Here is a 25585-nt window from a genome sequence, read left to right as displayed (position 1 = left end):
ACTTGCAACTACATCCAAATGCGACTTGACTGGAAACAGGCCATTCTCTTTTCGACAAATCTAAAGAACGATTGGTTTCAATCTCTTTTAGGACTTGCCCACCATGATTTCAAGCAGAAAACAGTCGCAGAATACATTTCTTATCAATCTAATGATCTTGATTCACTGGAAAAAGATTATCTACCTCCATTGATGAGTTTTTTTAAGCAGATTCTACGAATTTTGATTTATACCATCATTATTACCAGAACGATCAATCCTATAGTGGCGCTGATCCTACTGATTTCAACGGCTATCAGTATTCAAATTCCAAAGATCGTTGGTCAATTGACTGCGAAGCGTAGACAGACCTATCTTGAAAAGCAAGGTGATTATTATCGGACCTTGGAGGATCTATTCCGAGGACATCACCTAGTTAACAAACTCACTCTACCTCATTTTATAGAGCAACAAAGAAGTTCTCTCAAAAACTTGCAGGATAAGTATCTTGGGTATGGTTTGACTAAAATTACAGGTATTCTCTTGACGGGTATTTCTTTTGAATTCATTAGCCTTATTCTCTTTTCCTATCTAGCTTACTCTCTATATCATCATCAAATTGGTATCCCTGAGGTGGTTGCAAGTTTTGGTTATATTACAGCCTTCTCAGAACCAATTCAAGAAATCCTTTACGATCTGCAAATGTTGGAGTCGGTAAAACCTGTAATTAAAAGCTTTCAAACTATTGTTAAGCATCCATCTTCAATTCAGTCACCACAGCCTTCCTTTGAAACGATCACATTGAAGAATCTTTCTAAACAACTTGGGGAATCAACATTGAAAATTTCTTTTGCCACCATTCACAAAGGAGATAAGATTGCCCTCATAGGAGAGAACGGATCAGGTAAGAGTAGCCTGCTCAATATTTTAAATGGTACGGATGAGGATTTCCAAGGCGAGATCTTGCTGAATGATCTTCCCCTAAATCAGCTTTGGGGGAGATTTGGCCTGATCTTGCAACAAGAGCATAGCTTCATCTCTAGTTATGAAAATAATGTTACGCTATTCAGTACTTTCCCCGCAGAGTTTAAGGATGCGGAATTCGAAGCAACACCTCCTCAATCCCTGTCAGGTGGTCAACAACAACGCATGTACCTCAAATCGAGAAAAAAACCGTCAGAGTCCATTAGTTATTATGGATGAACCTTTTTCAACCTTGGATGCTCATCAGTTCGAGGCAGAATTGAAAAAAGTACTAGACTTACCGTGTGCTGTCATCATTACTTTACACCGACAGAATGAAGCACTGAATAACTTTGACCAAGTCTGGGAAATTAGATCTGGAGAACTAATCATTGAAAAAAGTAAGTAAATTTATATTTAACCATAATATAGGATGTACACTGATCTAAGCCGCATTTTCAATTTGTTATCATCACATAATTAAATACCTTAATATTATAATAAAACGGCAGGCTAGTAATTTCTAGCTTGCCGTTTTATTTTTCAAACAGTTCTTATTAAAGATATGATGCTAATACAAGTCACAAATTGCACAAAATACCTAACTATCTCTCGTATATTATAAACGAATCATTATAGAGTTTTCTTTCATCCATCTGTATAACCGATACTCTATCAAAACTTGATCTATCTAATGTTAAGAATGAAGTCCCTACTATTTTTTGTGTATTTAAAGGATTTGTTGTCATAAAAAGATTAACCTCTTTATAGGCGTTAATTACTTTCTGCGTTTCTTCTCGGACTGTACTAACTAATTGAGGATTGTTATATCTGTTACCACTATACTTTTGTTGCGATGAAATTTTTACTGTTGTATTTTCCAAATAGTTAGCTGCTAATTTTTCTAAAGGAATATCATATGTATCACATACTAATAAATTGACAACTTTATTCTTTTTGTTTTCAATTGGATACTCAACAGTAATTTTTCCTTCAAATTCATCATATTGCATAACAGATGATTCTGATATAAATTCTGAGAAAACTCCATTAATAATAAGTTCAAACTGCATTGGTATTGATACACCTATAAGTTGTAACTTTCGATAGCCTAATATATTTGCAGCAATCCACAGTCTTTTATAACAGTTATGAAGATATACAGAATGACCATCATTAAATGTTCGCTCTGCATTGTTTTTTCTAAAAATCATTAATAATGAAGTAAATATTAATGAATAAAGAACTATATAAGTAGCGATAGAATTATCAGGAGTTATTTCAAAAATAGTTCTTGTAAAAAAATTGGTATTTGATATTTTTTCAACTTCAACTAGTGTCAAACTCTTCCCAATCAAATAACAAATAAGAATTGGAAATAGAAAAATTAATACCAATGGTAAATAAAATTTTTGAGACCAAAAAAAGCATTTCTTAAATGATTTATTTTTTAAATTCATACGTATTCAATACATCCTTAAAATAGATTAGAGTGGATTGCCACTCATTTGATTCCCTAAAGTAGAATCTCCCAGCCTGAAGCCCAATTATCAAGAAGAATAATCTATCATCATTATCTGAGATAATTTTTTCCCATGATTGAATATCAACAATAGATGCAGTAGGTATATCTTCAGGATGGGTATGCCATTCTCCAATTAAACTTATGAAACCTGAACTTTTACCAAAATAATCATCTGCAAATTTCTGGTGGTTTGGAGAAGTCTTTGAGAATTTATATCTACTTCTTACATCATTATCCTGTGGTCTTGAAAAATTTATAATAATTATCGAATTATTTAAAAGTCTCTTACCAACAAAAATACCACCTGCTTCAGGTTCAAAACCCAGTTGCCTAAACTCTAGTAATGAATTTAAAATATCAGATGGTATTACAATTTGATATTTATTATTCAGATTTACATATATCAACTTTATACTCTCCGTTACACTCTGGACAAGATGTATTTGTTCTTAAAGCAACATTTAATAAATCACTATTTTTTAAACAATTGTAGTATCGAACACTATACGTAAACCCTTTTTTTCCAAACTGTTTATCTGAACCAATTTCTGATACTAATCTGTTTTCAGCAGAGAACTCCCCATCCAAGTACTGCAAATAAACTTCTATAGCTTTATTTGCCAATGAACTAGGCGCAATAACATTATAAGGAACAAATGAAGAATAGCAACTAGCTAAGCGCTTTTCAAATATTTGATTTTTCTCTGCAAAAGAGGCTCTATTATTAACAAGATGCCCATTTTCATAATTCATACACATATAGCATCCGTTATTTTGTGGAGAAACTAGTAGGTTATGATACCCAACTCCATATGGATCTAACCAGCAATACAATACCGTTTTTCCAATCTTTCTGAAAAAATGATTAATTTCAAAATTAGTTTTAGTATCTCCGACACAAGAAAAAACAAAATCATATTCATAAAATAAATTTGGATTCTTCCGAACTATTTCTTGAAATCGGATACCCTCACATTCAATTTCTAAATCAGGATTTTCTTTTTTCAATCTATCTTCTAAAGCGTCTACTTTTTGAATATTATCTATTATACTATCCATACCTAAGTAGTGTCTTGAAATGTTATCGACCGTTAAAAAATCAGGATCTATTAAAAGAAGTTTCTCTATACCCATTTTAGATAAATTGTTTGCAACAAATGATCCTACAGATCCAAGTCCAACAATTACAACTTTTTTATTCAGAAAATCATATTCTTGGGATGTCCTACTCACTCTATACTCCTTGTCGAATCTTGTAATATATACTGGAGTAATATTGAAACTCCCATTTTTTGATTTTTTAGCCTTAGAACCAATTTTTTTTCTATCTTTATTTTTTTGTGGTACCTTATTATCAATTTTAAATGGATATTTGGAAGTTCTAGACTCAAAAAGCGCACCAAATAAAACATAATCATTATCAGATATAGGAAGTGATAAAATTAATATGAATGACTTTCGTTTCGTTTTACACCACTTTTGGAAGCGGCGTCTAACCCCCGAAGATAGATTTCCTGTAATCAATTTCTTAAATGTTGCTTCTGTTAGTTCATTCAGGGGATTAGGAGGAATCACAGAATTCGAATCTTTAAGTGGAAGTATATAAACATCTCTGCTTTTTTTAGATTGTGGCGCAACACTCTCTTTAAGTTGTGAACCATAATTAAAAAGATGGTAGTTCTGATTCGACAGGACTAATTCATGTTTCTCAAATGTACTGACCCTAGATAAATAACTTTGAATATCTATATATTTTGTTTTTGACTTCAAACAACTGATATGCCAATATGACAAAAACTCTTTCCTGAGGTCTTCGGTCATTTTGGGTGTATCCCAACTATCCAGTAATTCCTTTACTTTTTCACAGCAATCTTTCAATAATCCACTTGGATTGTTAAAGTCCCAAATTAAATTATCATCTGAAATATAACACAATTTCCCTTCGGAACCGACATGACTATACCATTTATTAAAATCCATATAATTTGAAAGGTATATTTCCGGAAGTGAATGGGGAAAGTCATTAGAAACGATAATTTTTAAGGTAAATTTTTTGTATTGATAAAAATAGCATTCCTTATCTTCGGACTCCAAGCTCTCTGAAGGTATTTCGTCAAAGTACATCTGGAATATTTCTTCTTTTTCTAACATACGCGCCTCTAAGCACTTGGATAATCACTGATTATAGCCCGAGTTCCAAAGTTTTCTGCTGTCTCTTTTTGTTCAATAATAGGAAAATCATCACCAAACTGTTTACTCAATATTTTTGTAGAGTCACTTAAATCAGTAGAATCTATTGCCTCATCTAGTGAGTCTCTTAATTTTTCTAATTTATTCTTAAAGGCTTCCATTTGTATATTTGATACCCTTTCATATACATCAGTATACGGCTTAACAGGTAAGGAAACCTCTAATCTCGGATAAAATAAGTTTCTATCAACATCATATGTATCCGAAAACGAATTAATCATAGTATTTACTAAATTTCTTAAAGCTGAAATATCATCATAAGTAGCGTTCCCAGATAAATAGTCTACTTTTTTGCTTACAGAAAAATTATTGACAGCAAATACTGAAATACCAATACCAGTTGGTTTGTTATCCTGATTCTTAAATTTTATATCTTTCCATCTTTTTAAATAGCGAATTACTCTCCGAAATTGGTTTCGGTCTTCTGAGTTTTCCATAGCATTATTTATTTTTTCCGTTAATTCTACAGGGTCTGCTTCCTCCCACTTAATATTTTCTTCTTTACTATTAAGCTTACCTCTAGCCAAAAAATAATTATCATTTTCAATACAATACACCGCAATATCGATATGAACATTATCTTTAGGAAATGATACCGTGACACATGGATTTTTTACTTTAACATTATTTTCTCCAAATTTAGAAACTAATGTATTAAAAATAATTTTCTTTATCTCTTTTGGAGTATTTGAATTTCTATCAATTTCAAATCTCAAACCTCTATCTAAATCGTAATCCCCATCCTCTAATGGTAAAATCCCCGTGAAAGTTGAGTAACTCCCTTGATTAAAAAAACTCTTTTCAAATTCTGAAACACCTTTATTTATTGCTTCTTCAACTTCTTTACGTTTATCAATTAATACCTTTTTATCGTCAGCATCTAGCTTAATGGTATCGTGAAATTTAATAAACTGTGACTGCAAAGTATCCATAAGCTCCTCCTTAAAGTATTTTATTAAATCTACTCTTAATTATATCATTCTATGTAGTAGTATTTGTTGAATATCTATTTATAAACTAATTAAGTATATAGTTGAGTATAATTTTAAATTAAACTATTATGACTATTCCTCACCCAACTCCTTCAATCGCTCCTGTCCCATCTTCAACATCTCTTTCTCTACCTTACTCCATTTTCCGAAGAGGCATTCTTGTAGAACTTCTGCTGCTGAGGTTTGATCTACTTGCGAATCATAAACGCACGATTGATCTCTTTGGTAAATTTGAATTTGTCTAAAAAGCTGATCCTTTTCCAACTCCCGTAAATTCTCAACCAAATGTTCTACAATTCCATCATGGTGTGCTTTAGGAGTTGCTCTGGCTTGACTAGGATTTATAGCATAGAGCTCTTCATAACGTATCAAAGTGCTGAGATAGGACAATTCAGGCTTGGTCGCAATCAGTGCAAGCGAGACTTGGTAACCTCTAGTTGTCAATAATTGTGCCGTTTTTCGAGGAACTTCTGTTGTTCTCAAGGTGCCCTCGATTAACAAATGATAGCCTAGTTTACTCAATTCATCTACGAGATATTCAACCATTTTTCCCGCAAATACTTTAGTATAATCCACACTATCTTTGCCATACTTCTCCTGCAGACCAAGGTAGTTTGGATGAAAAGAGCGATAACTATCTCCATCAATGATAATGATATTTCCTTGAAATTCCCTTTGTTTCACACGATGAATCGTTGTCTTACCAGCACCACTCTGTCCGCCGAGCAAAATAGCTTTAGGCTGAGATGAAGTTGTTTTACCGCGAGTCATTGAACAAACGAGTCGTTTGGAGGCTCGTTCAAAATCACCTTGACTAAATTCTTCTAGTTTCATTAGGCCACCACCAGATGACTGGCTTGTTCTAGCATCCGTTCAATACCATCCAAATAGCCATTGTATCGCTCTACTTCCTCAAAAGTCCCTACAAGATAAATCTTCGTGTTAATCAAATCAGACAAATCATCGCTCATTAGAACCCAAGGATTAGAAGTATCATCAAATGCAATTCCTTGTTCATCTTGAAAACGATAAAGTTGTGCTAAGATATTCGCCCCTCGTTCTTTAATCACTTCAATTTTCAGAGTTAACTGATAATCTTCTACTGGTGTGAGCAGCTTTTCCTCTCCTACGATATCGATATAGGAAACATTAAATTTCTGGCAGATACGGTCTATTAATTCTGTCGAAACTGAACTTGTTCCATTTTCATAACGACTCAAGCTATTTCGAGAGATACCAACAATCTTAGCGAACTCAGGCTGGGTTAGATCATGTGTTTTACGTAACGCTTTAATATTTTCTCCGATCATGAGAGCCCTCCTTTTATTTATTTCTATTATAGCACAAAAAAGATAAACGCACCATTTTTGGTGCGTTGTTGCTAATGGATAGAATACCACATATTTAGTTATTGAAGAAAAAGTACTATGAGGCTGTTCAAAAAGTCTTTAAGAATATAAAAAAGTAAGAAAACTACAATCGAAAACATATTGGAGATATGAATCTATGGTATACTAGTGATAATAAATAGTTATCGATAGGAGAACTTAAATTGATTAAAGATTTAGAGGGGTTGTTAGCAAAATATCCCAATTTTTATCAAATTTTCATTCCAATAATTTTGTCAGTCATGTTGTCGATCATACTGTTCGTATTCAAAATTCCACAAAGATATTTACAGAAATATAAAAAACGCCAGGGTATTTTCAAGAAAAAGCAATACATAAAGGATAGTGCTTATTTAAAACGGGAATTGGAGATCCAAGAAATTCTTCAGGAACTCATCAAAGAACAGAACCTGACTATTATATACGGTGCTCTAGGGCGTGGAAAGACAATTATACTTAAAAAGTTACATGATAGAGTCCTTGATAAAAAAGAAAAATCCCTTAAGTTTTCAATGTATATCGATTTAGAAAAGAAAAATTTAATTGATGAACTGGAGAGAATTACTGAAATAAAGATAGTCAGGCCACTTGATTTTTATAATTGGCTTGATAGCCTCCTTGGTCGTAAAAAATGTCTGATTATCCTAGATAATATTGCTCCGGCACAATACATCAATATAATCAATTTTTTCCTAGATAATTATCACGTTCAATATAAGATTATTATGGGACTAAATTATATTAATCCTAAGGAATCTTCTCAAATAGAAATAAAGAATTTTGATGCGAAACAAGTTGCTGAACTAGCAAAGCTTCGTAGATTGGATATTGATGAAGACACTCTTTCAAGAGTGTTTACCTTAACTCAAGGTATTCCTGTCTATGTAGACTATCTTTTCAAAACTAATCGCCACCCGCTTAACTATGAACTCGTGGAGGTTGTATCATCTCAATTAGCCATTTGCACTGCTGAAGAGAAAGACCTCTTGCAGTCAATCGCTTTGAATAAAATTCTATATCATGACTTTACCGAGAAACTATTCTCCACCTTTGATATTGGTCTAATAATGTCTTTGTCATCAAAAGGGTTGATTCAATTTGAAGAAATCACAAAGAATATTGAATTAAATTCGCTCATTGCTGAACAATATCTCTCACACTTAAAGAATGAATACGTGTACGCAAAATTACTGGAGTATTATAAAATACATAGTCAGGAAAATTTTTTAGAATTATCACTACGACTGCCTATCACAATGAAAAATGATTATTCAACCTTTAAGCAAATATTAAAACGATTGTACAACGATGAAAAATATCAATATCTACTATATTTGGGTGAGATAATTTTACAAAATGGACCTCAAGTTTTCTTTGATTTTGATAAAATTATTGATGTTTTTTTTGACTGTTTTATTTCTTCTCTATTAAAAATAGGAGATTACAACTACGCTAAAGATATTATCAATAAAATAAATGATTGCGACGTGTTTGATAACAACCTAATCTATAGAAATGTTCGAACCGAAGCGATATCTTATAAAATAAATTTCTGTGATCTGTTGCATTTGACGAATTCATTCCAAGATGCTATTGAAAATTTAGAATTATTATTGGCAACAAGTACCGTATCCTCTGAGCAACAAGAGCGTTGTAACTATTTAATCTTGCATTGTAAGAGGCACATCGGTGAGGACTTAAGCCAAATATCTAGGAACTTTCGTAAACTTTCCAACAATAGTCAAGAAATCTATTATCAAATTCGTTCGCTATATTCAGCCTTTTCAATTGATATGTTTCAAGGGAAAAAACATCTGAAAAGAAAATTTGCAGAATTGGAAAATAAAATAGATAGTTTACAGCCTGGTAACGAGATAGTATTGTTCGCTCAGCGTCATTATATTATTTTTTATCGTAAATGTTGCAATGACTTAGAAAAAGCAGAAAAACTCTTAATAAAAAATATTAAGAGTTTGGAGAATAGCAAATTAAGAATTTTATATGACTATTATTTTGAAGCTGGGGAATTATACCGCGAAAAATTCTATTTCCAATCTTCTAAAAAGAATTATAAAGTGAGTTATGATTTCTATAATAAAGCTATTGCATTTTCAAAAAATGTTGGAGATACTAATTTATATCACAACGCCATGATTGGAAGGATATTATTGCAGGAGCGACATGCTAAAGTTACACAAGAAGATTTGAATTTTATTCATCGAGCTATTCAAACAGATCCTTTGCTAAATAAAGTGCAATTCCAATTAGCTTATTATTACCTAACACATGACTATGGCATGCTTGATAAACTCTCTAAGTATGCTAGGCTGTTAGAGTATGATGATACTTCTAATATTGCCCAAAAATTATCGAAAAAACAGTCTTGTTTTATACCTTTAACTGTCATGTAAACTTTGTTTAAATTGGTTAACTTGTTCTTCTGAAAAAGTATAGTTCAGAGTTCGTTTTGCTTTTAAAAAGTTATCAACATGCTTAGTGATTTCATCACTAGGCATATTATTTTTTATTGCCGTTAGTATCGTGGCTATAGTACCAATAATATCGATTTCCCAATTATAGCGTGCAATCTCTTGTAAACCAATCCTAATCCCAAAATCATTATAGATTTTCTTTTCTCTCTTTGTTACGGATACGCCATAGTGGCAACATGCTTCAAAAAAGGCATCTAATTCAATTTGATTAGGAAAAGAAAGCCAAATCTGGTGAGTTTCAGAATACTGTTCATCACCTACTAAGGTAAAGCCGTTCCTTAGTAACTTTTTAGAAAGGTCTTTGACCATTTGTCGAATATTTTGAGAATAGGCGTTGCCAAATTTTTCAAATTCAATCAAAGTTGTTATCAGACTGAGAATGTGATGAAAATGGGTATTTCTTAAGAAGTCAGGATTGATTGCTTCATATTTTTGAAGTAACAATGGATTATTTGTCAATATAAGACCACATGTCACCCCTGGAAGAGTTTTATGAGCAGCACCAAACATAATAAAATTATCATCGCTTTTATTAAAATATTCAAAGGGATTTTTGTTCTCTTTACCAGCAATTAGGCCCAGAGTTTGAGTAGCATCGTATAACAAGATACAGTCTTTAGGCAAAATAATCTTTTCTAAATCAGGTTGGAATAAAATGTCAGAAAGACAAACTAATATCCCTTTGGCACTTTCCTTTATAAGTGCTTTATTTAATTGGTCATAATCAAAATCTAATTTATTGTAGTCATAAGGAATATATTTAGTAATTATCCCTAATCTTCGACATATTTTCTTTATTGAGGTATGTCCACCATATTCATCGCTTGAAATATATACAATGTCTCCTTCCTCAAATAAAGTCATTAATAATGACGTAACAGCATTAATACCAGATAAGGTGCGTGCATCAGCATATTGTGCACCATATAATCCAAGACATAGTTCGTTTAAAAAAAGATTAAATTCAAAGAGTTTGCTACTCCCTAAAAAATTATTTTCTTGGTAGGTCGAACTTGCTCCTAGAAGATATTTCTCTTGTAGTGATGAAGAGAGCATAATTTTAGAAAAAGGTGATACAACGTTCTCTGCTGCGCATAGAGGAAGTTGGTTCTGGTATGTAAAGATTGCATCATTGTATAGCTGTTTAAATTTCCATAAGGTATCCATAATCTCTCCTATCGATAACTATTTATTATCACTATACAAAGCATTCAAATAAGTATATAATAGCATGATTATTGATAAAGGAGTTATTCATGGATTATAAACATATTTCTACTTTCTTAGACTACTGCAAAACCCATAAACGCTTGAGTTCACATACGATTCGAGCTTACAAAAATGATCTTTTGCAATTTTACAATTCAAATTACAGCAGTGTGGAAACCTATGTTGAACATTTGACGAAATCCAATATTAAATCTAATACATTACGTCGCAAAATTGCTAGTTTGAAGGTGTTTTACAGCTACTTAAAATATCATAATTTAGTTGATGAGAATCCTTTTAATCAATTACGTTATCAATTTAGAACGGAAAAAATATTACCTAAAACGATTCCTTATGATATTTTGAAAAGTATTTTTTCACATCTAGAACAGAAAGTTACCTATTCAAAAACTAAATATCAAAAACAAAAAGCTGAAAGAAATTTGCTAATCATTTCCCTATTGCTTTCAACTGGAATTAGGATTTCCGAACTTTGTCATATTCATCTTAAAAACATTAATCTTTCAAATAGGACTCTCCATATTATGGGAAAAGGCAAGAAAGAACGTATCCTATTTTTAGGAGATCAAATAACATTTAGCTTACTAGAAACATATATAAATAACTACTGCTTTCAACCCAGTGACTACCTATTCTCTGGAATATATTCTTTCAACCCATTGTCAGAGCAAAGTGTACGTTTAATTCTAAATACCCTTGTTAAACAACATAACTTAACTACACCTATTACCCCCCATATGTTTAGACATAGTTTCGCAACAATGCTTCTAGATAGTGATGTAGATATTCGATACATTCAACAAATTCTTGGACATAGTTCTATCTCAGTCACACAAATCTATACTCATGTATCTCAGTCAAAGCAAAAAGAAATTCTAACTCTGTGTAATCCCATCGCTTCGATTCATTCACAGTCAAAAAAATAGGGCTACCTTCATAGAGGTAACCCTATCCTGAATAGTCAAGTCCAGTATCGTCACGAACTTCGAAGTTATAGGCAAATGACTGATCTGTTGTGTCTGTGCTTGTCTTGATTGCCCCATAGAGATGATAGCGACTGATCCTTGGCTCATTGTCAACTGTAGTGGGTTGATATAAAGTTACAATCTGGAGAGGACTAAATTGGTTCTCTCCTTTTTAATGTTCAAAGTGATGAGAATTATAGTTCCTATAACCGTCAATTCCTTGTAAACCTTTTCATTTTTTTGTATAATATATTTGAAAAAGGGTGGCATAAAGTAGTAATACCCAATTTGTAAAATTAATAAGATGCGCAAGTTTTAATTAATTTGGGCATTTTTGATTACTCAAAAGGGCTACCATCCGATATTGACTTCATTGACATGAAGGTGTTCATTATACTAAAAAAGCAAAGACGAGGTAATTACTTCGTCTTTGCTTTTTTACGATTTTCCGCTATATATAGTAGTATACTTCTCCTGATAAAATTCTTTTTCTTATATTTTAGTGAACTCCATGCTGAATCACTGAAGTCAAACAAGTTCTAAAATCCTGAAATTCTAACAAATGCCACGTCACCTCATCGTCATCTAAGACTGTCACAGTCTCGCCTTTAAAACAATGTGGGATAGGGACAGTTTTCTTTTGAAATGAATGTAAAACAACCATATCTACTAATTTATTGTTGAAAATTATATGCAGACAAAGGATGTCATCAATATGATTTTCAACCACTAGATAAGTTTATAACTCTAGATGATTGTACAAATTTGGCTGTTGTGTCATATAGTATTCAAAATTTTCATCCTTAAACTTCCACTTTCTTCGTTGTTCTATAGACTAAAATGATTGTCTCAGTTGCGAGTGAGTAGACTAATTTACAAAAGCTGATTTCAACGAGACAATTCGATCACATTGTTTCGCATGGTCTAAATTATGTGTGACGATTAGAATTGTTTTTCCAAACTGATCTCTCAATGACCGAATTAAGTCAAATGATTTTTGAGCCATATCAGGATCCAATGAACCTGTTGGTTCATCTGCCAAGATGATATCACCTGGTTTTAGAATAGCTCTCACGATGGCGATTCTCTGCTGCTCACCTCCAGATAATTCATTGACCTTGCTATCTAGTCTATTTTCCAAACCAACAAACCGCAAGGTTTCTTTAATCTTTTTCTCCTTCTCTTCCTTAGAGAAATTAGTAAAGTTCATAGCAAGCATGAGATTATCTTTTACACTGGATGTAGAGATGAGTGCATTTGATTGAAATAGATAGTTGATAACATTCTTTCGATAGTTAACCGCAGAACGCGAATTCACTTTTGGTAAGATCTTCCCGTTGATTAAAATCTTACCACTATCAATATTATCCAAAAGGCCAATCATATTAAGTAACGTAGATTTTCCAGAACCAGATGGCCCTACTAAAGCTACAAATTCATTTTCCTCAACATCAAAACTTAAGTCTTTTAAAATCTCACGTGACCCAAATTTTTTTGACACATTTTGTACGGAAATCATAGACATTAAATCACCCCTTAAACGATTGTATGAGACTTTCTACTTCTTTACGGAATAGATTGAAGTAAAGAAGTAATAATTGGAAAGCAAATGTAACTAGTGCTAAAACTATTCCCAACTTAGAGCCTAGTAAGATAGAAACTAGTAGTTCTATCGCAGAAACACCAACGACAAGAGAAAGAACACCGCTATACCTCTTCCAAGGAGAAAAGCCCATGAAGTATTGTACATACAGTTTTTCTTCGAAAAGCAAGCGATAAATCAAGACAAAACTCCAAAAGATAGCCATCATAGTAAAGACAATAATAGCAATGATACTTCCAAATAGGTAGAAAGTATAGCCGAGATCTTTCTGAAGTCCATTGATATAATTCTTAACCGTTGTAAATTTCAGTGCATTGTCTGATAAATCAGGGAACTCATTTTCTAAAATTGATTTTACCTGATTCGTTGTTTCCTTATCACGAACTTTCAAAATTCCGTCATATCCACTCACAGATAGGTTTGCTGATTCCATGAAGTACAAGTTTTCAGGAGCTGCTACAAAAATAACAGGTTCTTCACTAGTTACACCTCGATCGATTGATCTTGACCAAGTAAAAATGGACTTAGATGGCTGATAGGTTCTAAATAAAAATCTTGGATTTTCTGTAAACTTAGTCCCTATATCCCCTGGTTTTACTCGAACAACTTCTTGTAAGTAAGCCTTCATGGTTTCAACATCCGCTGAACCTAGAGTATCAGGAATAAGGTACAATCTGGCACCATTACGTATTTCGGATAATTCTTCATTACTTAACTCAACTCCTAGTTCAGATAAGTAATTATAAGAATAGGTTAAATACCAAAATGGTTTTTTAGGAACATTTTGATACGTACCATAGATTGTATCAAGGTATTCTTGCCCGAGATATTCTCCCTGAGCAATATAAACACCTGGAATCTCTGAAATTCGTTGGTAAAAGTGATACATGCTGCTTTCTAATGAATTTGTATTACCAGAGTAGGTTCCTATATCATCCCCTTCTACAAAATCCGAAATAACATACATATTTTCGACACTTTTCCACTCCCTAGCTACTTTGACATTATCAATGAACTGATTCATTGGCGCATCTAAGGAATGACTAACTGCTATTAATAAACCAGCTACTAAAGTATAGAATAACAAACTGGTTGCCATTAATGGTTTCATTGGTAACCGTTTATGAATTGCAGCTAATGGAGAAACCCAATAAACAACAATACTTGGAATAATTAATGTTAGCAATAGTAACAAGATTGAAAGACTTGTACCCGCAAAGACTAACACAAATGATGATAATCCAAAACTAGCCCAACCTGACAAAAACCAAGTTGCTAGTGCGGAAACAGGTGCAATATAAATAGAAAACAGAAGAGAATCCTTAAAGAGGGCAGACCACAACTCCTTCCTATCCCATCCAAGTAGTATCAATGTCCCAAAATGTTTAAAGGATTGTAAAACACATATTAGGAAAAGAACAAGAAGAACCATAGCATTTACTGCAATACTAGCAGCTAAAACGATTGGCACAATTCCCTCAACAGTATTACTGCCAAAACTCTCTCTAGTCAAGTCTTCAACAGAAATCCCAGTAATAGATGAGAGATTTGATAAAAACGTTTCTCTTGAGAGGTCGTCCTGAAGACCATTGATATGATATATCCCGTTTATTGTATTTGTTTCTTGAAAAATATGGTCTAACCGATTAATAACAACAGGGGTTGTAAATAACAAGCTCGGTAATTCATAGAGCATATTATCAGTTCCCTTATCAAGTCCAATAGTCAAGTTATTGTCACTATGGGATAATAAATCTGAAATTTGTTGGCGTGATAAAATTATTTTACCACCGTTTGTAAAATCTGAAAAACCTTCAGGATTGCCAAGAACATCTAAATATATTCTATTTATTGAACCATCCCTACTACTATTTGTAGTACGTTTCGTCCAAATAGACAAGTCACTTTGTTCCAAAAAGTATTGGTATACACTTTGCGCCTGTTCTTCAGATAATCTTTGAAGATAAACTGTAACTGTCCTAGAATTACGGTTATAACTTTGCCATGCCTCCTCATACTGAACACCTGTAAAAAAAATTGCCATCAGAGCAAGTAGTACGCTCTGAATGGCAATCAAAAACAGGATTAAGTACTTCATTTTACCTAATAACATGTTTTTGTATGTCATAGGCGCTTACCTACAATTCCAGTAACATTGTGCTGTACCACTTCCAATATATCTAGATGCACGTGCTTCAATTCCTGGCCGTTTCCAACCTGAGAAACCTCCGTTAGCACTTGCTGCGTGTTCATACACACCAGATTGAACGTGTGAGTAACTCCAAAGTCCTACTGTACGACCATAGTTCCAATAAACGGCAGAACCTTTATAATAAACTGTTGCGGCAGAAGCGATTGAACCACCTGCACCAGCTAGGGTAAGAGCAAGTAACGATGTTGAAATAATCTTCTTAATTCTTTTCTTCATAACATAGTCTCCATTTCATTTTTGACTAAAACTAACAATTACAACTCTTTTTTAGTAACTTATGACAACTTAGTACATTGGCAACTATCCTTTCTTTGAACTGGTAATACTACCAGCTTATTCATAAAATCGTACAATTCATATTTTAAAATTTTACAGAATATAATTCTCCAGGATCAAAGCCTAAAGGGGCGGGAGCGGGATTTATCGATGGTTTACCAACAATAACTAATAAACCCGCTAATAAAACTGCGACAACAAACTTTTTAGTTGCTTTCTTCATATCTTGCAACCCCTTTCATATTCCTTGATTGTATTCTATCACGCAGAAAATTATTTGTCAATTATATTTATAAAGATTTTTTTATTTTATTTTTTTATTATGAATAAGTTTATTTTAACCGTAGAAATAACTCGTTTCATGAGAGATGTTATAATAAATGCATATAAAAAACAACACAGTAAAGACTGAGTTGTCTATAACAATTATGCTGGGAATGTTTCATTGATAAAACGCTCAAGGTCTAAAGCCATCTTATCATTTCCCTCTAGCAGGTATGCATGCTGCGCTGTTACAAAGTACTGTTTAACGGCATCTTTATGGGCAAAACCTTCACTAACATTCCCAAGTAAACAGTAAAGATTAGCTAAACAGTAGAAACTATTATTTTTGAGACAAATACCAATCGTTTCAAAAGTCTCACTTATCGCTCTCTCTGTTTGCTGGTTTAACCATAGATACCGACAAAAGTTATACCGACATTTAATCAGAATTTCAAGTTCATCAATTGTCCGAACCTTAACACTCTTAAAAAGATTGGTCATGCGATTATAGACTTCTTCAAATTTTGAGAGTTCATCCGTCTGAAAGTAAAAGTGTAATAAACTATTTGAGATATTCAAATATTCCCAATCATATTCGCTATATTTTGACAAAATAGCTTCTAATTTTTTGATCGCTTCATTCTGTTTAAGGTCATGGTTAAACAACACAATAGCCTCTATCCACTGAAGGTATAACTGATCGGAGAGAGGGAGTTTTACTGTCTTCGCAGCTTCTAACTCATAGATATATTTTAGTGAATCATAATCTCGTAAGTCTAAGAATTTCTTAGATACAGCACGAAATTGAGTCAAAAACTCCGATTCGACATGGATATCCTCGTCAAAAAAGTAGTCCATTGATACATTTAGCTTTTTTGCAAGGGCATATATTAAGTCTGAGCCAGGACTATAGTCTGCATCTCGCTCAATTTTACTGATTTGGGCCTGTTCACAGATACCAGCAGCCAATTCAACCTGAGACAAATTCAGTTCTTTTCTCCGACTACGCATTCGGCTCGCCAATAGTTTCCCCATATGGCCACCTCTATTCTATGTAATATTTATCTTTATATCACAAATTATAACATTATGACTTTTATTTTTCAATTATTCATACTCACCTAAAATCAAAAACTAATCCAACTTCTATGAACAATAGATTTTAGTACTGTCCAATGCAAGCTCCTAATCACTTCTTGCAACTTATCAATTACTTCATTGAGAGTTTTAAACATCTTTTTCTCGAACCCACGCTTCCGAATCTCCGCCCAGACTTGCTCAATCGGATTCATCTCAGGAGTATAAAGTGGAATGAAAGCTAAGTAAAAGCGCGTTTTTCTCTCTAGAAAGGTCGCTAAACAGTCCTTGCTTTTACCTCTGGAAGACACCACAGTATCGAGCTCCCAGTGGCCAAAAGTCTCACGATTCCTGACCTCTTTAGGACGTTTGGCAATCGACGTGCCAATCCTAAATGTCCCACGTGTTTCTTTGGGCTGTCGACTTTTTCCCTTTCGGCGCAGGACGCTTAAATCCAGATCAATCAAACCAGCATAGAGCCAGTTATAGATGGTTTTAAAAGCTACCATTGGCTTTTGTTCAAGCTGATAGCGACCACAAATCTGTTCAGGTGACCAAGAGGCTTTTAACCCCTTCTCAATTTCCTTTTTCAACTTTGGTGTCAAACAAGACTTCCGACCCTTTTGCTTAGCCCTGTGGTCGTACTGTTCCTGTGCTAAGACGGCGTAGTAACCATTTTGGCATCGTCTTAACTCTCTTGAAATGGTAGACTTATGAAAGTCAAGTTTACTTGCAATTTGGCAAGATTTTAAACCTAAATCCAAGTAAGTTTCTATCTTTATTCGGTCGGTTATGGTAAGATGGGAGTAGCTCATAGTTTTTCCTCGGGTTCTGTTTGTGCGGTTACTTACAGTTTACACCAATGAAACGCTATGAGTTTTTTTGTTGCACTATATTTTACAATTTATCATTTGATAAAATCTCAATAAAAAAGACTTAGAATCATGTTAACAATAACATTAATTCCAAATCCTTTTATTATTTATCTTCTAACTATATTTAAGATAGATACTTAAATTATATTACTGTTTTTCAAAAGTTCCGTCTGCCACTCGAAAATCACTGTTAACAGTTTCAATTGAATTAAATTGAATCTTTAAATATTTTACTTCTTTTTCATCTTTTCCAGGTAATTCAGCTTTAGCACTCGCTGCACTAGAAACCTTTAATTTGACATATTTTCCAGTGATTTTCCAAGTTCCATCTCTAGATTCGTCTTTATTATTTGTTACTTCTAGTGTTTTATCGCTATTGAAAACGATAGTTGAATCGTGTTTACTATCATACCAAGTACCAATAATTTGCTTCTCTGGTCCTGAATTTTGATTCAAGAAAAAGAATACCCCACCGGCAACCGCAAGTACTAAAACAACTAAAGCAATAATTTTTTTCATTATTTTTCCTCCTATAAATATCTAAAGATATTTATTATTTTTTTCATATACTTAATTTCACTAAAATTATTAGTAAAAAATCAAATTTTGAATGATAAACTTTTTTTCACTACTACAATAAGAAATACTTAACCAGTTTTTATTAATCACGATGTTTCCGTGATACTGAAATACCAAAACTACAAAGAACAATTCCCATTGCAAACACTAACCAATTCTCAATTGAACTTGTATTAGGCAAGGCTCTATTTGCAGCATATTTAGCTTGATTTCCAGCATAGCTATATACTCGTTCATTAGAAGTACTTTCTGGTATACTCTTTTCTAACGCAGGATTCAGAGAAATCATCTTGTGATCTACTTTATCGTTAAAGACTTCGCTTTGTCTTGTACGAGTATTTAAATAGGCTTCCCTAACTGCTTCATATTGGGCAGTTGCATCCAATTGATCTTGTAGAAGTGTTTTAAGTTTAGCTTCCTCTCTTGCTACATTCTCAAGTGCTAAACGATGCTCTTCAACTGCATTATCATAAGCTTCTTTTGCTTTCTTCAAATATGCATCAGCATTTTCAAGACGATCCAAAAGTGTTTCTAAAGCGACTAAGCTAGTCTTTAATTTAGAAATTTCATCCTTAATTTGACTTTCTTTAGCTTTTAACTCTTCAACTTTATTCTGACGGTTTCTGAGTTCTGCTTCGTTCTTAGCTTTCTCAGCTTTAAGATCTGAAAGAACTTTAAGTTCTTTATCCAATTCTGCACGCGCATCTGCTAAAACTTTTTGTTTTGTTTGAATATCTGCATTTAGATTTTCAACAGCTAATTGTGCTTTTGCATAACGAGTCTTGGCAGCAACCAATTGTTGAGAAGCTTCATCTAGATTCTTTTGCGCAAGAGGTGTCTTATCTGAGATTGAGTTTAATCTTGCAATCGTTTGACGTGTAGCATTTAAGGCTGCCAAATGTTTTTCATGAATTTTTGTTGTTTCATCTAAATTGTTTCTTGCAGTCTTATCTGTTGCTTTTGCTTTTTCAAGCTGCTCTTTTGCAGTTTCTAATGCTTTTTGCTTAACTTGAAGGTCTGCATTTAAGTTATCCAGAGCTGTTTGAGCTTTGATATATCTTGTTTCAGCATCTTCTTTTAGTTGTTTCGCATTGTCGTATTTCTTTTGTGCACTTGGAGTTTGATCAGAAACTGACATTAATTCTGCTACAAGTTTTTGAGTTTGTTTCAGATTTTGATTCGCATTTTGATTTTCTAGTTTTGCTTTTTCAAGATCAGATTTAGCTTTTACTTCTGCTGTTGTAGCCTGGTCTAAATTGTCTTTTGCATTTGCTAAAGCTTGACGCTTGCTTTGAATATCAGCATTTAATTGATCAAGTGCATCTTGAGCCTTATTAAATTGGGTTTGTGCTTCATTATAATTTTGTGTAGCGTTCTCCAATTTAGTAGTAGCTGCAGGTGTTTGATCAGGAGTAGCTTTCAGAGCATCTAATTTTGCTGTCGTTTCTTTGAGGGCTTTTGTACTTGAATCATTTTCAGATTTAGCTTTTTTCAAACGATTCTGTGCAGAATCATTTGTTGTATTTGCTGCAGTCTGTTTAGCTTTAGCAGCTGTTAATTCATCTTCCATTTTTGAAGTATCAAATGGAGTAGCTAGAGGTTTAGCAATTCCTTTATCATAATAGTCGTCAACAGTTACAAAATGGTATTCACCAGTTTGTTCATCTTTAACATATTCAAGATGTGCATCTTGACCTTTGAATTCAATAAAGTGCATGCGTCCAACACCACTTGGTGTGAAACTATTTGCAGCTCCAATTGCCCGAATATTTGTAGGAGCTTTCTGCCCAATCATAAGTTTCATGTGTCCAAAATAAGCATGAACATCATTTGTCATAAAACTAATTACAGCATCATATACCTCACGATACAATTGAGACATTGTTGCTTTACGAGTTTCTTTAGCTTCTGAATAATACGCACCATAACCCAGCAAAGTATTATCATAGCTCATGTTTTCTCCAGTCCATACGATGGAATCTAATCCATCTTTCGCTAGAGCAGTATCACTGTGACTTGTGCTATATGGTTTATTTTCTTCAGCATAGGCTTTTGCAATGTTTTTGACACCCTGAACAGATTCTTCAGTGACAATATAATGATGACTACCCCAAACTTGGTCTTGCAGATTGTTGGCGAGAAGTGCATAATATTGGCTCAAAGCTTCAATTTGCTTGTCAGTTAAATTGTCTAAATCTACGACTGAATCATCGATCGGCAAAACAATATCCTTGTTTGACCATTCCTTTATGAATATATTTTGGTGTTCAGGGGAATATTCTGTTAATGCAGTTCCAAAATCATATTTGCTATCTTTGAACCATTTTTGAATAACGTCGTTTAAGGCATTTTTATTTGCGTCTGAATCATCAGCAAGATAAGTCTTGTAAGCATCAATGACATCTTGAGGCAATTGAGGAATAGTGAGATTTTTAATTGCTGCAATTTGTTTATTGAGGGTTTCAACTGCTTGATCAGCCTTCTCTTTATTCCCTTTTGCTTCCTGAGCTGCTGATGTAGCACTCGCTAGCTCATTTGAAGTTTCATTTACTTTTGCCTCTTCTTGGTTTTTCTTAGTAGTTAAAGCTGAAATTTCTGAAGCTTTCTTAGCATCATTTTCTTTAGCTGTTTTGAGCTCTTCTTCTGCAATAATCTTACTATTTTGTTTATTTGCTAAATCATTTGCTTTGCTATCACGATTTGCGATTGTTTGGGCAAGTTGTGATTCAGAAGCATCAAGATTACTTTGTGCTGAAACCTTATTTTCTTGAGCTTTCTTTAAATTCTCTTGTGCTTGTTTTTGTTTTTCTTCAGCAGATGACAAGTTTGCTGCCGTTTCTTGGCTTTTCTTTATTTGATCTGCTTCAACTGATTTTGCATTTTTTAATGCAGTAGCTTTTTTATCATCCGCTTCTTTGGCACGATTGAGTTCTTGTTTAGCTGTATTTTCAGTTGCTGTTGTAGCATCTAAATTTTTCTTAGCAGCATCACGTTCTGCTACAATTTCTTCAACGCCAGTACCGTCTAAAACTTTCTGAGCAGTTTCTTTCTCTTTTTGAGCCTTCACTAATGCATTTGCTGCTTCTTCTGCAACCTTTTTAGCATCTGCTAATTGTTTAGCAGAAATTTGACTAGCACTAAGTTGCGTTTTTTCATCAGAAGAAGCTTTACTGAGTTCTTCAGCTTTATTTTTGTCTTCGTTAATGGCATTTTCCAAAGCCTTTTTCGCTGCTGATTCAGCTGATTCTTTTTCAGCTACATCACTTTTTGTTTTGTCTCTTTCAGCAATAATTTCCGATGCTCCAGTACCATCAAGATTTTTTTGTGCAGTTGCTACCGCTTCCTCAGCTGTCGAAACTTTCTTTTCTTGCTCTGAAATTTTATCTTGATCTTTTTGAATAACTTCTGATTGCTGATTACGTTCTTTCTCAGCTTCTAGAACTTTATCAGATGCATCTTTTAGTGATGTTTCCTTTTTATCAATATCAGCTTTTACTTCTGATATTTCATTCTTCGTTTTTTCAATTTTTTCAGGCGTAGCTGATAATTTATTTTCCTCAGCATTTATTAAGTCAACATTTGCCTCGGAAACTTTTGTTGCAGCAGTTGCTTCCGAAGCCTTAGCGTTTTCTAATGCACTTTCTTGATTTGAAACCGATTGATCCGCTTCTTCCTTGATCGCTCTTGCTTCTTCTACAACTTCAGAAGTTGGCGTTTTCGTTACAGTTGTAACCCCATTATTGATAAATACCCCGTCTACTTGTTTTATATTTGTAAACGAAGGAGCCTTCGATTCAACACTTAATGCTGACTCATTTGGCTGAGTTGCAGTTACGTCTTCTGCTTTCACAACGGAAATTCCCGCAAAAGCTGTAGCTATTGATACAGCAGATACAGTTGCTTTGATCGTTTTCTTTTTCATAATTCCCACCTTTATGATAGAGTATTGAACAAATTATCACTATATAATTATAAACAACCGAATTATACTATATTTTATCAACTTTGTAAAGTTGTAACCAACCTTTTAAGAACTAGAACCTAACCTTATAAGGCTGTAAAATAGTCTTAAGAGGTGAGCAATGTCAGAATTACAAAAGTATATAAGCAAACGAATACGGATTCTGCGGACCCAGTCAGGAATGACTCAGGAACAATTAGAAGAAAAAGCAGATCTTGGTACCAATTACGCGTATAAGTTAGAAAATTTAGAGCCCAATATAAAAATTAGTACTCTGGAGAAAATTATAGATGCGTTGAATGTTGATCTACAAACTTTTTTTGATTTAACACTTAAAGAAGAAAGTACTGACTTAGCACAGCTTATCGACACTATCAAATCTTTACCAGAGTACAAACAAAATAAAGTCATTTCAGCTATTAACACAATTATTAACGAGACAAAATAAAAAGAGTGGAAAAGGATAAGTATAAAAACGATTCCTTTCCCACTCTTTTTGTGCGTAAAAATATGGTTATTAGCTATTGGAGCCTGCGATTCTTGGGTAACCAAACGTCATATCGAGCTCGTCTTCCTCGTAATTCTTGATCAATTCCCAGAAATCTGCAACTGATAACGCTGCAACTGATTCATGCCAATTGAATTTAAAAAACAAATCTAAGAGAAATTTAATTACTTGGTGAACTTTGGCTGTCTGTTCTACAGTATCAAATGTAATCAAAATTTTCTCACACAATGGATCAATCAATTCAATTTCAATGCTATCATTTACAAAATTGAATGACACTTCTTGATCTTGATCATTCAAGATTGAAATATACTGATCCTCATCAAATGTTGAATAAAACATTCTAATATTGACTTCTTCATTGTGATTAATTAATTCTGAAATATATTGTTGACTTGTAAAAACTACATACTTTTTATATGTTTTCATTATGTTTTCCTCCAAATATTATTTTTAAATAAGATTTTTCATTCGTGAATTTTCACGGTGGCCTTACTCTCTTTAATATTATTATTAAACGATTGTTCCTGGGCATCTGCTACCTCCTTTATTGAGAAATAAAAAAAGACAGTTCACCACTGCCTTTTTTTATCTATACTATTATTATGCCATTTTTCTGTAAAAATAAAAACAACATTTCCATCCCTAAAATAACGATGTTTTTTCTTTGATCTTTATTTTTATCAAAATATGGCATACTATTATTGTAAATTAAATTGATTAAGTAGAGCCATTACCATTAGTCATATGGTGAGAAAGTTTGTTACTGGGCACGGTAAACGTACTTATCTCTCATATGCTAGTCATTGCAAAGGAAAAAACTAAGAAAAAAAGAAAGAAAATCTAAATGGTTATTCTCTACTGAATAACATGAAGTAAAGAATAACCATTTAGTAGATAAAAAAGTAAAGAAAAACGTGTTTAAGGTAAAATAAAAAAGGTAAAAATAAAAGTAAATACTAAAAAAATAACTAGTTTAGTAAAGCAAAAGAATAATGTAAAAAAAAAAGTAAAATAGAAAAGTTTTATAAGCTCGAACAAGCAATGACATCTTTATGATCCTTCCAAACATAGATCACGGTGAGTACTGAAAATCTATCGCAAACATTAAACTTCAAGAGTTAGCCTCGATGGGAAGTATCAAAAGCATACCCAGCTTTTAAAAAAAGGGTGGGAGGCAGTTTAACAATAATATGTAATTATTTTAGAAAGGAATGTATAATGCCAAGAAAAAGGAATTCTCTCAAGCACGATTTATTTATTGCAGCTTCAAAAAATATCACAAACAATCGAACGAGGACAAGCTATAAAAGAGCAATTACTCGCTTCACAAAGTGGGCTAAAGAACACAATATTAAGAAAAAATCAGATATTACTGAAGAAGTAATTCAACTATACCAACTAGATCTAAATGATGATCCAAAACAATACTCTGTTGCTACCATTCATACTTATCTAGCACCTGTTTGTAAAGCAGTTGATATCAACATGAATAGAGTTAGAAAAGACAAGCGTTCCAGCGACAAAATTATCCGAGGTCGTGTAAAATCAAAAAACTCACAAGGTAAACATCAAGAAACAGACTCTCGCTTCTCTCGGCTGGTTAATTTTCAGAGGGCAGTTGGGATTCGTAGATCCGAATTAAAAAAATTAAAAGGAAAGGATATTCGAAAAGATAATAATGGAAATTACTATGTTTTAGTTCAGCGTGGGAAGGGAGGAAAATTTCAACCTCAACTTATTCTTCCTCAAGATGTTCCAGTAGTCCTCGATACTTTTAAAAATAAACAAGAGGATGATTATATCTTTACAGATGTGGAAATGAATAATCTAATCAATCTACATGGGATGCGAGCTCAACATGCAAGAGAGTGTTATTACTTCTACTTGAAGAAACTCCAAGATAATCCAAATTTCAAGGTGAATTTAAAAAATTTTTTAATAGAACGTTGGGAGGTTGGTCACCAAAATTTAAGGGATAAATCATTAAAGAAATTTGAGAAACAAAAGAAAAACTTCATTAATGAACTAAGAGATGAACCTTATAAAATTCGTGGATCAAACTATAAAAAAGCCTTAAATTCAGCCCTGCCTACAAAATATAATCGTTTAGCCTTGATGGCTGTCTCGGTCTTCCATCTTTCCCACTGGCGTCTATCCGTTACAGTGACCAACTATATTCTTTAAAGTATCTCATTTTCGACTAAAAATTCAAGAAAAAAAACGGAAAAAAACAGTTTTTCTGCGTTTTTATGGCATACTCAAAATATAGGCTGTTGTATAGCTAACAGTTTTAACATATTTTTCTGAAATACTATAAATTTAAAAGGAGTAAAAGAATGTCAATTAAAAATCATTTGCAAAGAGAATTCAAAGGTTCAAATTTTGAAATTCGTGAAAAACTAATAACAGATACCTACTTCACTAGCTTTTTAGACTACGTGAG

The 25585-nt window shown here is 33.2% G+C and carries 20 protein-coding genes and 1 pseudogene; 5 read left to right on the top strand and 16 right to left on the bottom strand.

Features of this window, described 5'->3' with window-relative positions; translation table 11 throughout:
- Window positions 1–1351 (top strand): annotated as a pseudogene (locus ADH92_RS02925) (ATP-binding cassette domain-containing protein); the annotation flags it as partial.
- A 196-nt stretch (window positions 1352–1547) separates the two neighbouring features.
- Here ADH92_RS02925 and ADH92_RS02920 read toward each other — a convergent pair.
- From ADH92_RS02920 to pezA, 6 genes are all read right to left on the bottom strand, one after another.
- Complete coding sequence (locus tag ADH92_RS02920) at window positions 1548–2402, bottom strand: hypothetical protein (RefSeq protein WP_049496956.1); 855 nt, start codon at window positions 2400–2402, stop codon at window positions 1548–1550.
- Window positions 2386–2874 (bottom strand): Mov34/MPN/PAD-1 family protein, encoded by a 489-nt coding sequence (locus ADH92_RS02915; RefSeq protein ID WP_049496953.1) that lies wholly within the window; start codon window positions 2872–2874, stop codon window positions 2386–2388. Before ADH92_RS02915 ends, ADH92_RS02920 begins: the two co-directional genes overlap by 17 nt.
- Window positions 2852–4618, bottom strand: a complete 1767-nt coding sequence (locus ADH92_RS02910) for a ThiF family adenylyltransferase (RefSeq protein ID WP_049496950.1) — start codon at window positions 4616–4618, stop codon at window positions 2852–2854. Before ADH92_RS02910 ends, ADH92_RS02915 begins: the two co-directional genes overlap by 23 nt.
- A gap of 8 nt (window positions 4619–4626) precedes the next feature.
- A complete protein-coding gene (locus ADH92_RS02905; RefSeq protein ID WP_049496948.1) occupies window positions 4627–5649 on the bottom strand; it encodes a cyclic GMP-AMP synthase DncV-like nucleotidyltransferase in 1023 nt (340 codons plus the stop codon).
- Between the two features lie 132 nt (window positions 5650–5781).
- Entirely contained in the window at window positions 5782–6543 is a 762-nt protein-coding gene (gene pezT, locus ADH92_RS02900; protein ID WP_049496945.1) for a type II toxin-antitoxin system toxin PezT, read from the bottom strand.
- Complete coding sequence (pezA, locus tag ADH92_RS02895; protein WP_049496942.1) at window positions 6543–7019, bottom strand: type II toxin-antitoxin system antitoxin PezA; 477 nt, start codon at window positions 7017–7019, stop codon at window positions 6543–6545. The genes pezT and pezA overlap by 1 nt, the downstream gene beginning before the upstream one ends.
- Before the next feature lie 242 nt (window positions 7020–7261).
- On the opposite strand from pezA, the gene ADH92_RS02885 reads away from it, so the two are divergent.
- Complete coding sequence (locus ADH92_RS02885) at window positions 7262–9508, top strand: NACHT domain-containing protein (protein WP_239681839.1); 2247 nt, start codon at window positions 7262–7264, stop codon at window positions 9506–9508.
- On the opposite strand, the gene ADH92_RS02880 is transcribed toward ADH92_RS02885, so the two are convergent.
- The gene (locus tag ADH92_RS02880; RefSeq protein WP_049496936.1) at window positions 9494–10756 is read right to left on the bottom strand and encodes an aminotransferase class I/II-fold pyridoxal phosphate-dependent enzyme; all 1263 of its coding nucleotides are present in this window, start codon (window positions 10754–10756) and stop codon (window positions 9494–9496) included. The two genes, ADH92_RS02885 and ADH92_RS02880, sit on opposite strands and share 15 nt — an antisense overlap.
- A gap of 89 nt (window positions 10757–10845) precedes the next feature.
- Between ADH92_RS02880 and ADH92_RS02875 the strand changes: the two genes are divergently transcribed.
- Window positions 10846–11745: a tyrosine-type recombinase/integrase gene (locus ADH92_RS02875; RefSeq protein ID WP_049496934.1), complete on the top strand. Its 900-nt coding sequence runs from the start codon at window positions 10846–10848 to the stop codon at window positions 11743–11745.
- 907 nt (window positions 11746–12652) lie between these two features.
- Here ADH92_RS02875 and ADH92_RS02870 read toward each other — a convergent pair.
- From ADH92_RS02870 to ADH92_RS02840, 8 genes are all read right to left on the bottom strand, one after another.
- Window positions 12653–13309, bottom strand: coding sequence for an ABC transporter ATP-binding protein (locus tag ADH92_RS02870; protein ID WP_049492958.1), 657 nt, complete (start codon window positions 13307–13309; stop codon window positions 12653–12655).
- A gap of 4 nt (window positions 13310–13313) precedes the next feature.
- Window positions 13314–15515 carry an ABC transporter permease gene (locus ADH92_RS02865; RefSeq protein WP_049496930.1) on the bottom strand — a complete coding sequence of 734 codons (2202 nt, stop codon included), beginning with the start codon at window positions 15513–15515 and terminating at the stop codon, window positions 13314–13316.
- A gap of 6 nt (window positions 15516–15521) precedes the next feature.
- Entirely contained in the window at window positions 15522–15815 is a 294-nt protein-coding gene (locus ADH92_RS02860; protein WP_023919386.1) for a hypothetical protein, read from the bottom strand.
- A 145-nt stretch (window positions 15816–15960) separates the two neighbouring features.
- Window positions 15961–16098, bottom strand: a complete 138-nt coding sequence (locus ADH92_RS11185; RefSeq protein WP_155167719.1) for a hypothetical protein — start codon at window positions 16096–16098, stop codon at window positions 15961–15963.
- 203 nt (window positions 16099–16301) lie between these two features.
- Window positions 16302–17174 carry a helix-turn-helix domain-containing protein gene (locus ADH92_RS02855; protein WP_049496925.1) on the bottom strand — a complete coding sequence of 291 codons (873 nt, stop codon included), beginning with the start codon at window positions 17172–17174 and terminating at the stop codon, window positions 16302–16304.
- 92 nt (window positions 17175–17266) lie between these two features.
- On the bottom strand, window positions 17267–18031 hold the full coding sequence (locus ADH92_RS02850; RefSeq protein WP_141751181.1) for an IS30 family transposase: 765 nt from the start codon (window positions 18029–18031) through the stop codon (window positions 17267–17269).
- A 207-nt stretch (window positions 18032–18238) separates the two neighbouring features.
- Entirely contained in the window at window positions 18239–18610 is a 372-nt protein-coding gene (locus ADH92_RS02845; RefSeq protein ID WP_049496923.1) for a hypothetical protein, read from the bottom strand.
- A 142-nt stretch (window positions 18611–18752) separates the two neighbouring features.
- On the bottom strand, window positions 18753–22592 hold the full coding sequence (locus tag ADH92_RS02840) for an SEC10/PgrA surface exclusion domain-containing protein (protein WP_049496920.1): 3840 nt from the start codon (window positions 22590–22592) through the stop codon (window positions 18753–18755).
- Window positions 22593–22752: 160 nt separating this feature from the next.
- Between ADH92_RS02840 and ADH92_RS02835 the strand changes: the two genes are divergently transcribed.
- Complete coding sequence (locus ADH92_RS02835) at window positions 22753–23079, top strand: helix-turn-helix domain-containing protein (protein ID WP_013903620.1); 327 nt, start codon at window positions 22753–22755, stop codon at window positions 23077–23079.
- A 69-nt stretch (window positions 23080–23148) separates the two neighbouring features.
- On the opposite strand, the gene ADH92_RS02830 is transcribed toward ADH92_RS02835, so the two are convergent.
- Window positions 23149–23568: a hypothetical protein gene (locus tag ADH92_RS02830; RefSeq protein WP_049496916.1), complete on the bottom strand. Its 420-nt coding sequence runs from the start codon at window positions 23566–23568 to the stop codon at window positions 23149–23151.
- A 792-nt stretch (window positions 23569–24360) separates the two neighbouring features.
- Between ADH92_RS02830 and ADH92_RS02825 the strand changes: the two genes are divergently transcribed.
- Window positions 24361–25326: a phage integrase N-terminal SAM-like domain-containing protein gene (locus ADH92_RS02825; RefSeq protein ID WP_049496913.1), complete on the top strand. Its 966-nt coding sequence runs from the start codon at window positions 24361–24363 to the stop codon at window positions 25324–25326.
- Window positions 25327–25585 lie beyond the last annotated feature (259 nt).

This window comes from Streptococcus parasanguinis, from assembly GCF_001073155.1.
GTDB classification, from domain to species: domain Bacteria; phylum Bacillota; class Bacilli; order Lactobacillales; family Streptococcaceae; genus Streptococcus; species Streptococcus parasanguinis_D.
This window is presented reverse-complemented; position numbering and strand designations above follow the sequence as displayed.

Coding starts and splice junctions, on each gene's coding strand:
- ADH92_RS02920 (WP_049496956.1), bottom strand. CDS start 2,402: ATGAATTTAAAAAATAAATCATTTAAGAAATGCTTTTTTTGGTCTCAA.
- ADH92_RS02910 (WP_049496950.1), bottom strand. CDS start 4,618: ATGTTAGAAAAAGAAGAAATATTCCAGATGTACTTTGACGAAATACCT.
- ADH92_RS02905 (WP_049496948.1), bottom strand. CDS start 5,649: ATGGATACTTTGCAGTCACAGTTTATTAAATTTCACGATACCATTAAG.
- pezT (WP_049496945.1), bottom strand. CDS start 6,543: ATGAAACTAGAAGAATTTAGTCAAGGTGATTTTGAACGAGCCTCCAAA.
- pezA (WP_049496942.1), bottom strand. CDS start 7,019: ATGATCGGAGAAAATATTAAAGCGTTACGTAAAACACATGATCTAACC.
- ADH92_RS02880 (WP_049496936.1), bottom strand. CDS start 10,756: ATGGATACCTTATGGAAATTTAAACAGCTATACAATGATGCAATCTTT.
- ADH92_RS02875 (WP_049496934.1), top strand. CDS start 10,846: ATGGATTATAAACATATTTCTACTTTCTTAGACTACTGCAAAACCCAT.
- ADH92_RS02870 (WP_049492958.1), bottom strand. CDS start 13,309: ATGTCTATGATTTCCGTACAAAATGTGTCAAAAAAATTTGGGTCACGT.
- ADH92_RS02865 (WP_049496930.1), bottom strand. CDS start 15,515: ATGACATACAAAAACATGTTATTAGGTAAAATGAAGTACTTAATCCTG.
- ADH92_RS02860 (WP_023919386.1), bottom strand. CDS start 15,815: ATGAAGAAAAGAATTAAGAAGATTATTTCAACATCGTTACTTGCTCTT.
- ADH92_RS11185 (WP_155167719.1), bottom strand. CDS start 16,098: ATGAAGAAAGCAACTAAAAAGTTTGTTGTCGCAGTTTTATTAGCGGGT.
- ADH92_RS02855 (WP_049496925.1), bottom strand. CDS start 17,174: ATGGGGAAACTATTGGCGAGCCGAATGCGTAGTCGGAGAAAAGAACTG.
- ADH92_RS02850 (WP_141751181.1), bottom strand. CDS start 18,031: ATGAGCTACTCCCATCTTACCATAACCGACCGAATAAAGATAGAAACT.
- ADH92_RS02845 (WP_049496923.1), bottom strand. CDS start 18,610: ATGAAAAAAATTATTGCTTTAGTTGTTTTAGTACTTGCGGTTGCCGGT.
- ADH92_RS02840 (WP_049496920.1), bottom strand. CDS start 22,592: ATGAAAAAGAAAACGATCAAAGCAACTGTATCTGCTGTATCAATAGCT.
- ADH92_RS02835 (WP_013903620.1), top strand. CDS start 22,753: ATGTCAGAATTACAAAAGTATATAAGCAAACGAATACGGATTCTGCGG.
- ADH92_RS02830 (WP_049496916.1), bottom strand. CDS start 23,568: ATGAAAACATATAAAAAGTATGTAGTTTTTACAAGTCAACAATATATT.
- ADH92_RS02825 (WP_049496913.1), top strand. CDS start 24,361: ATGCCAAGAAAAAGGAATTCTCTCAAGCACGATTTATTTATTGCAGCT.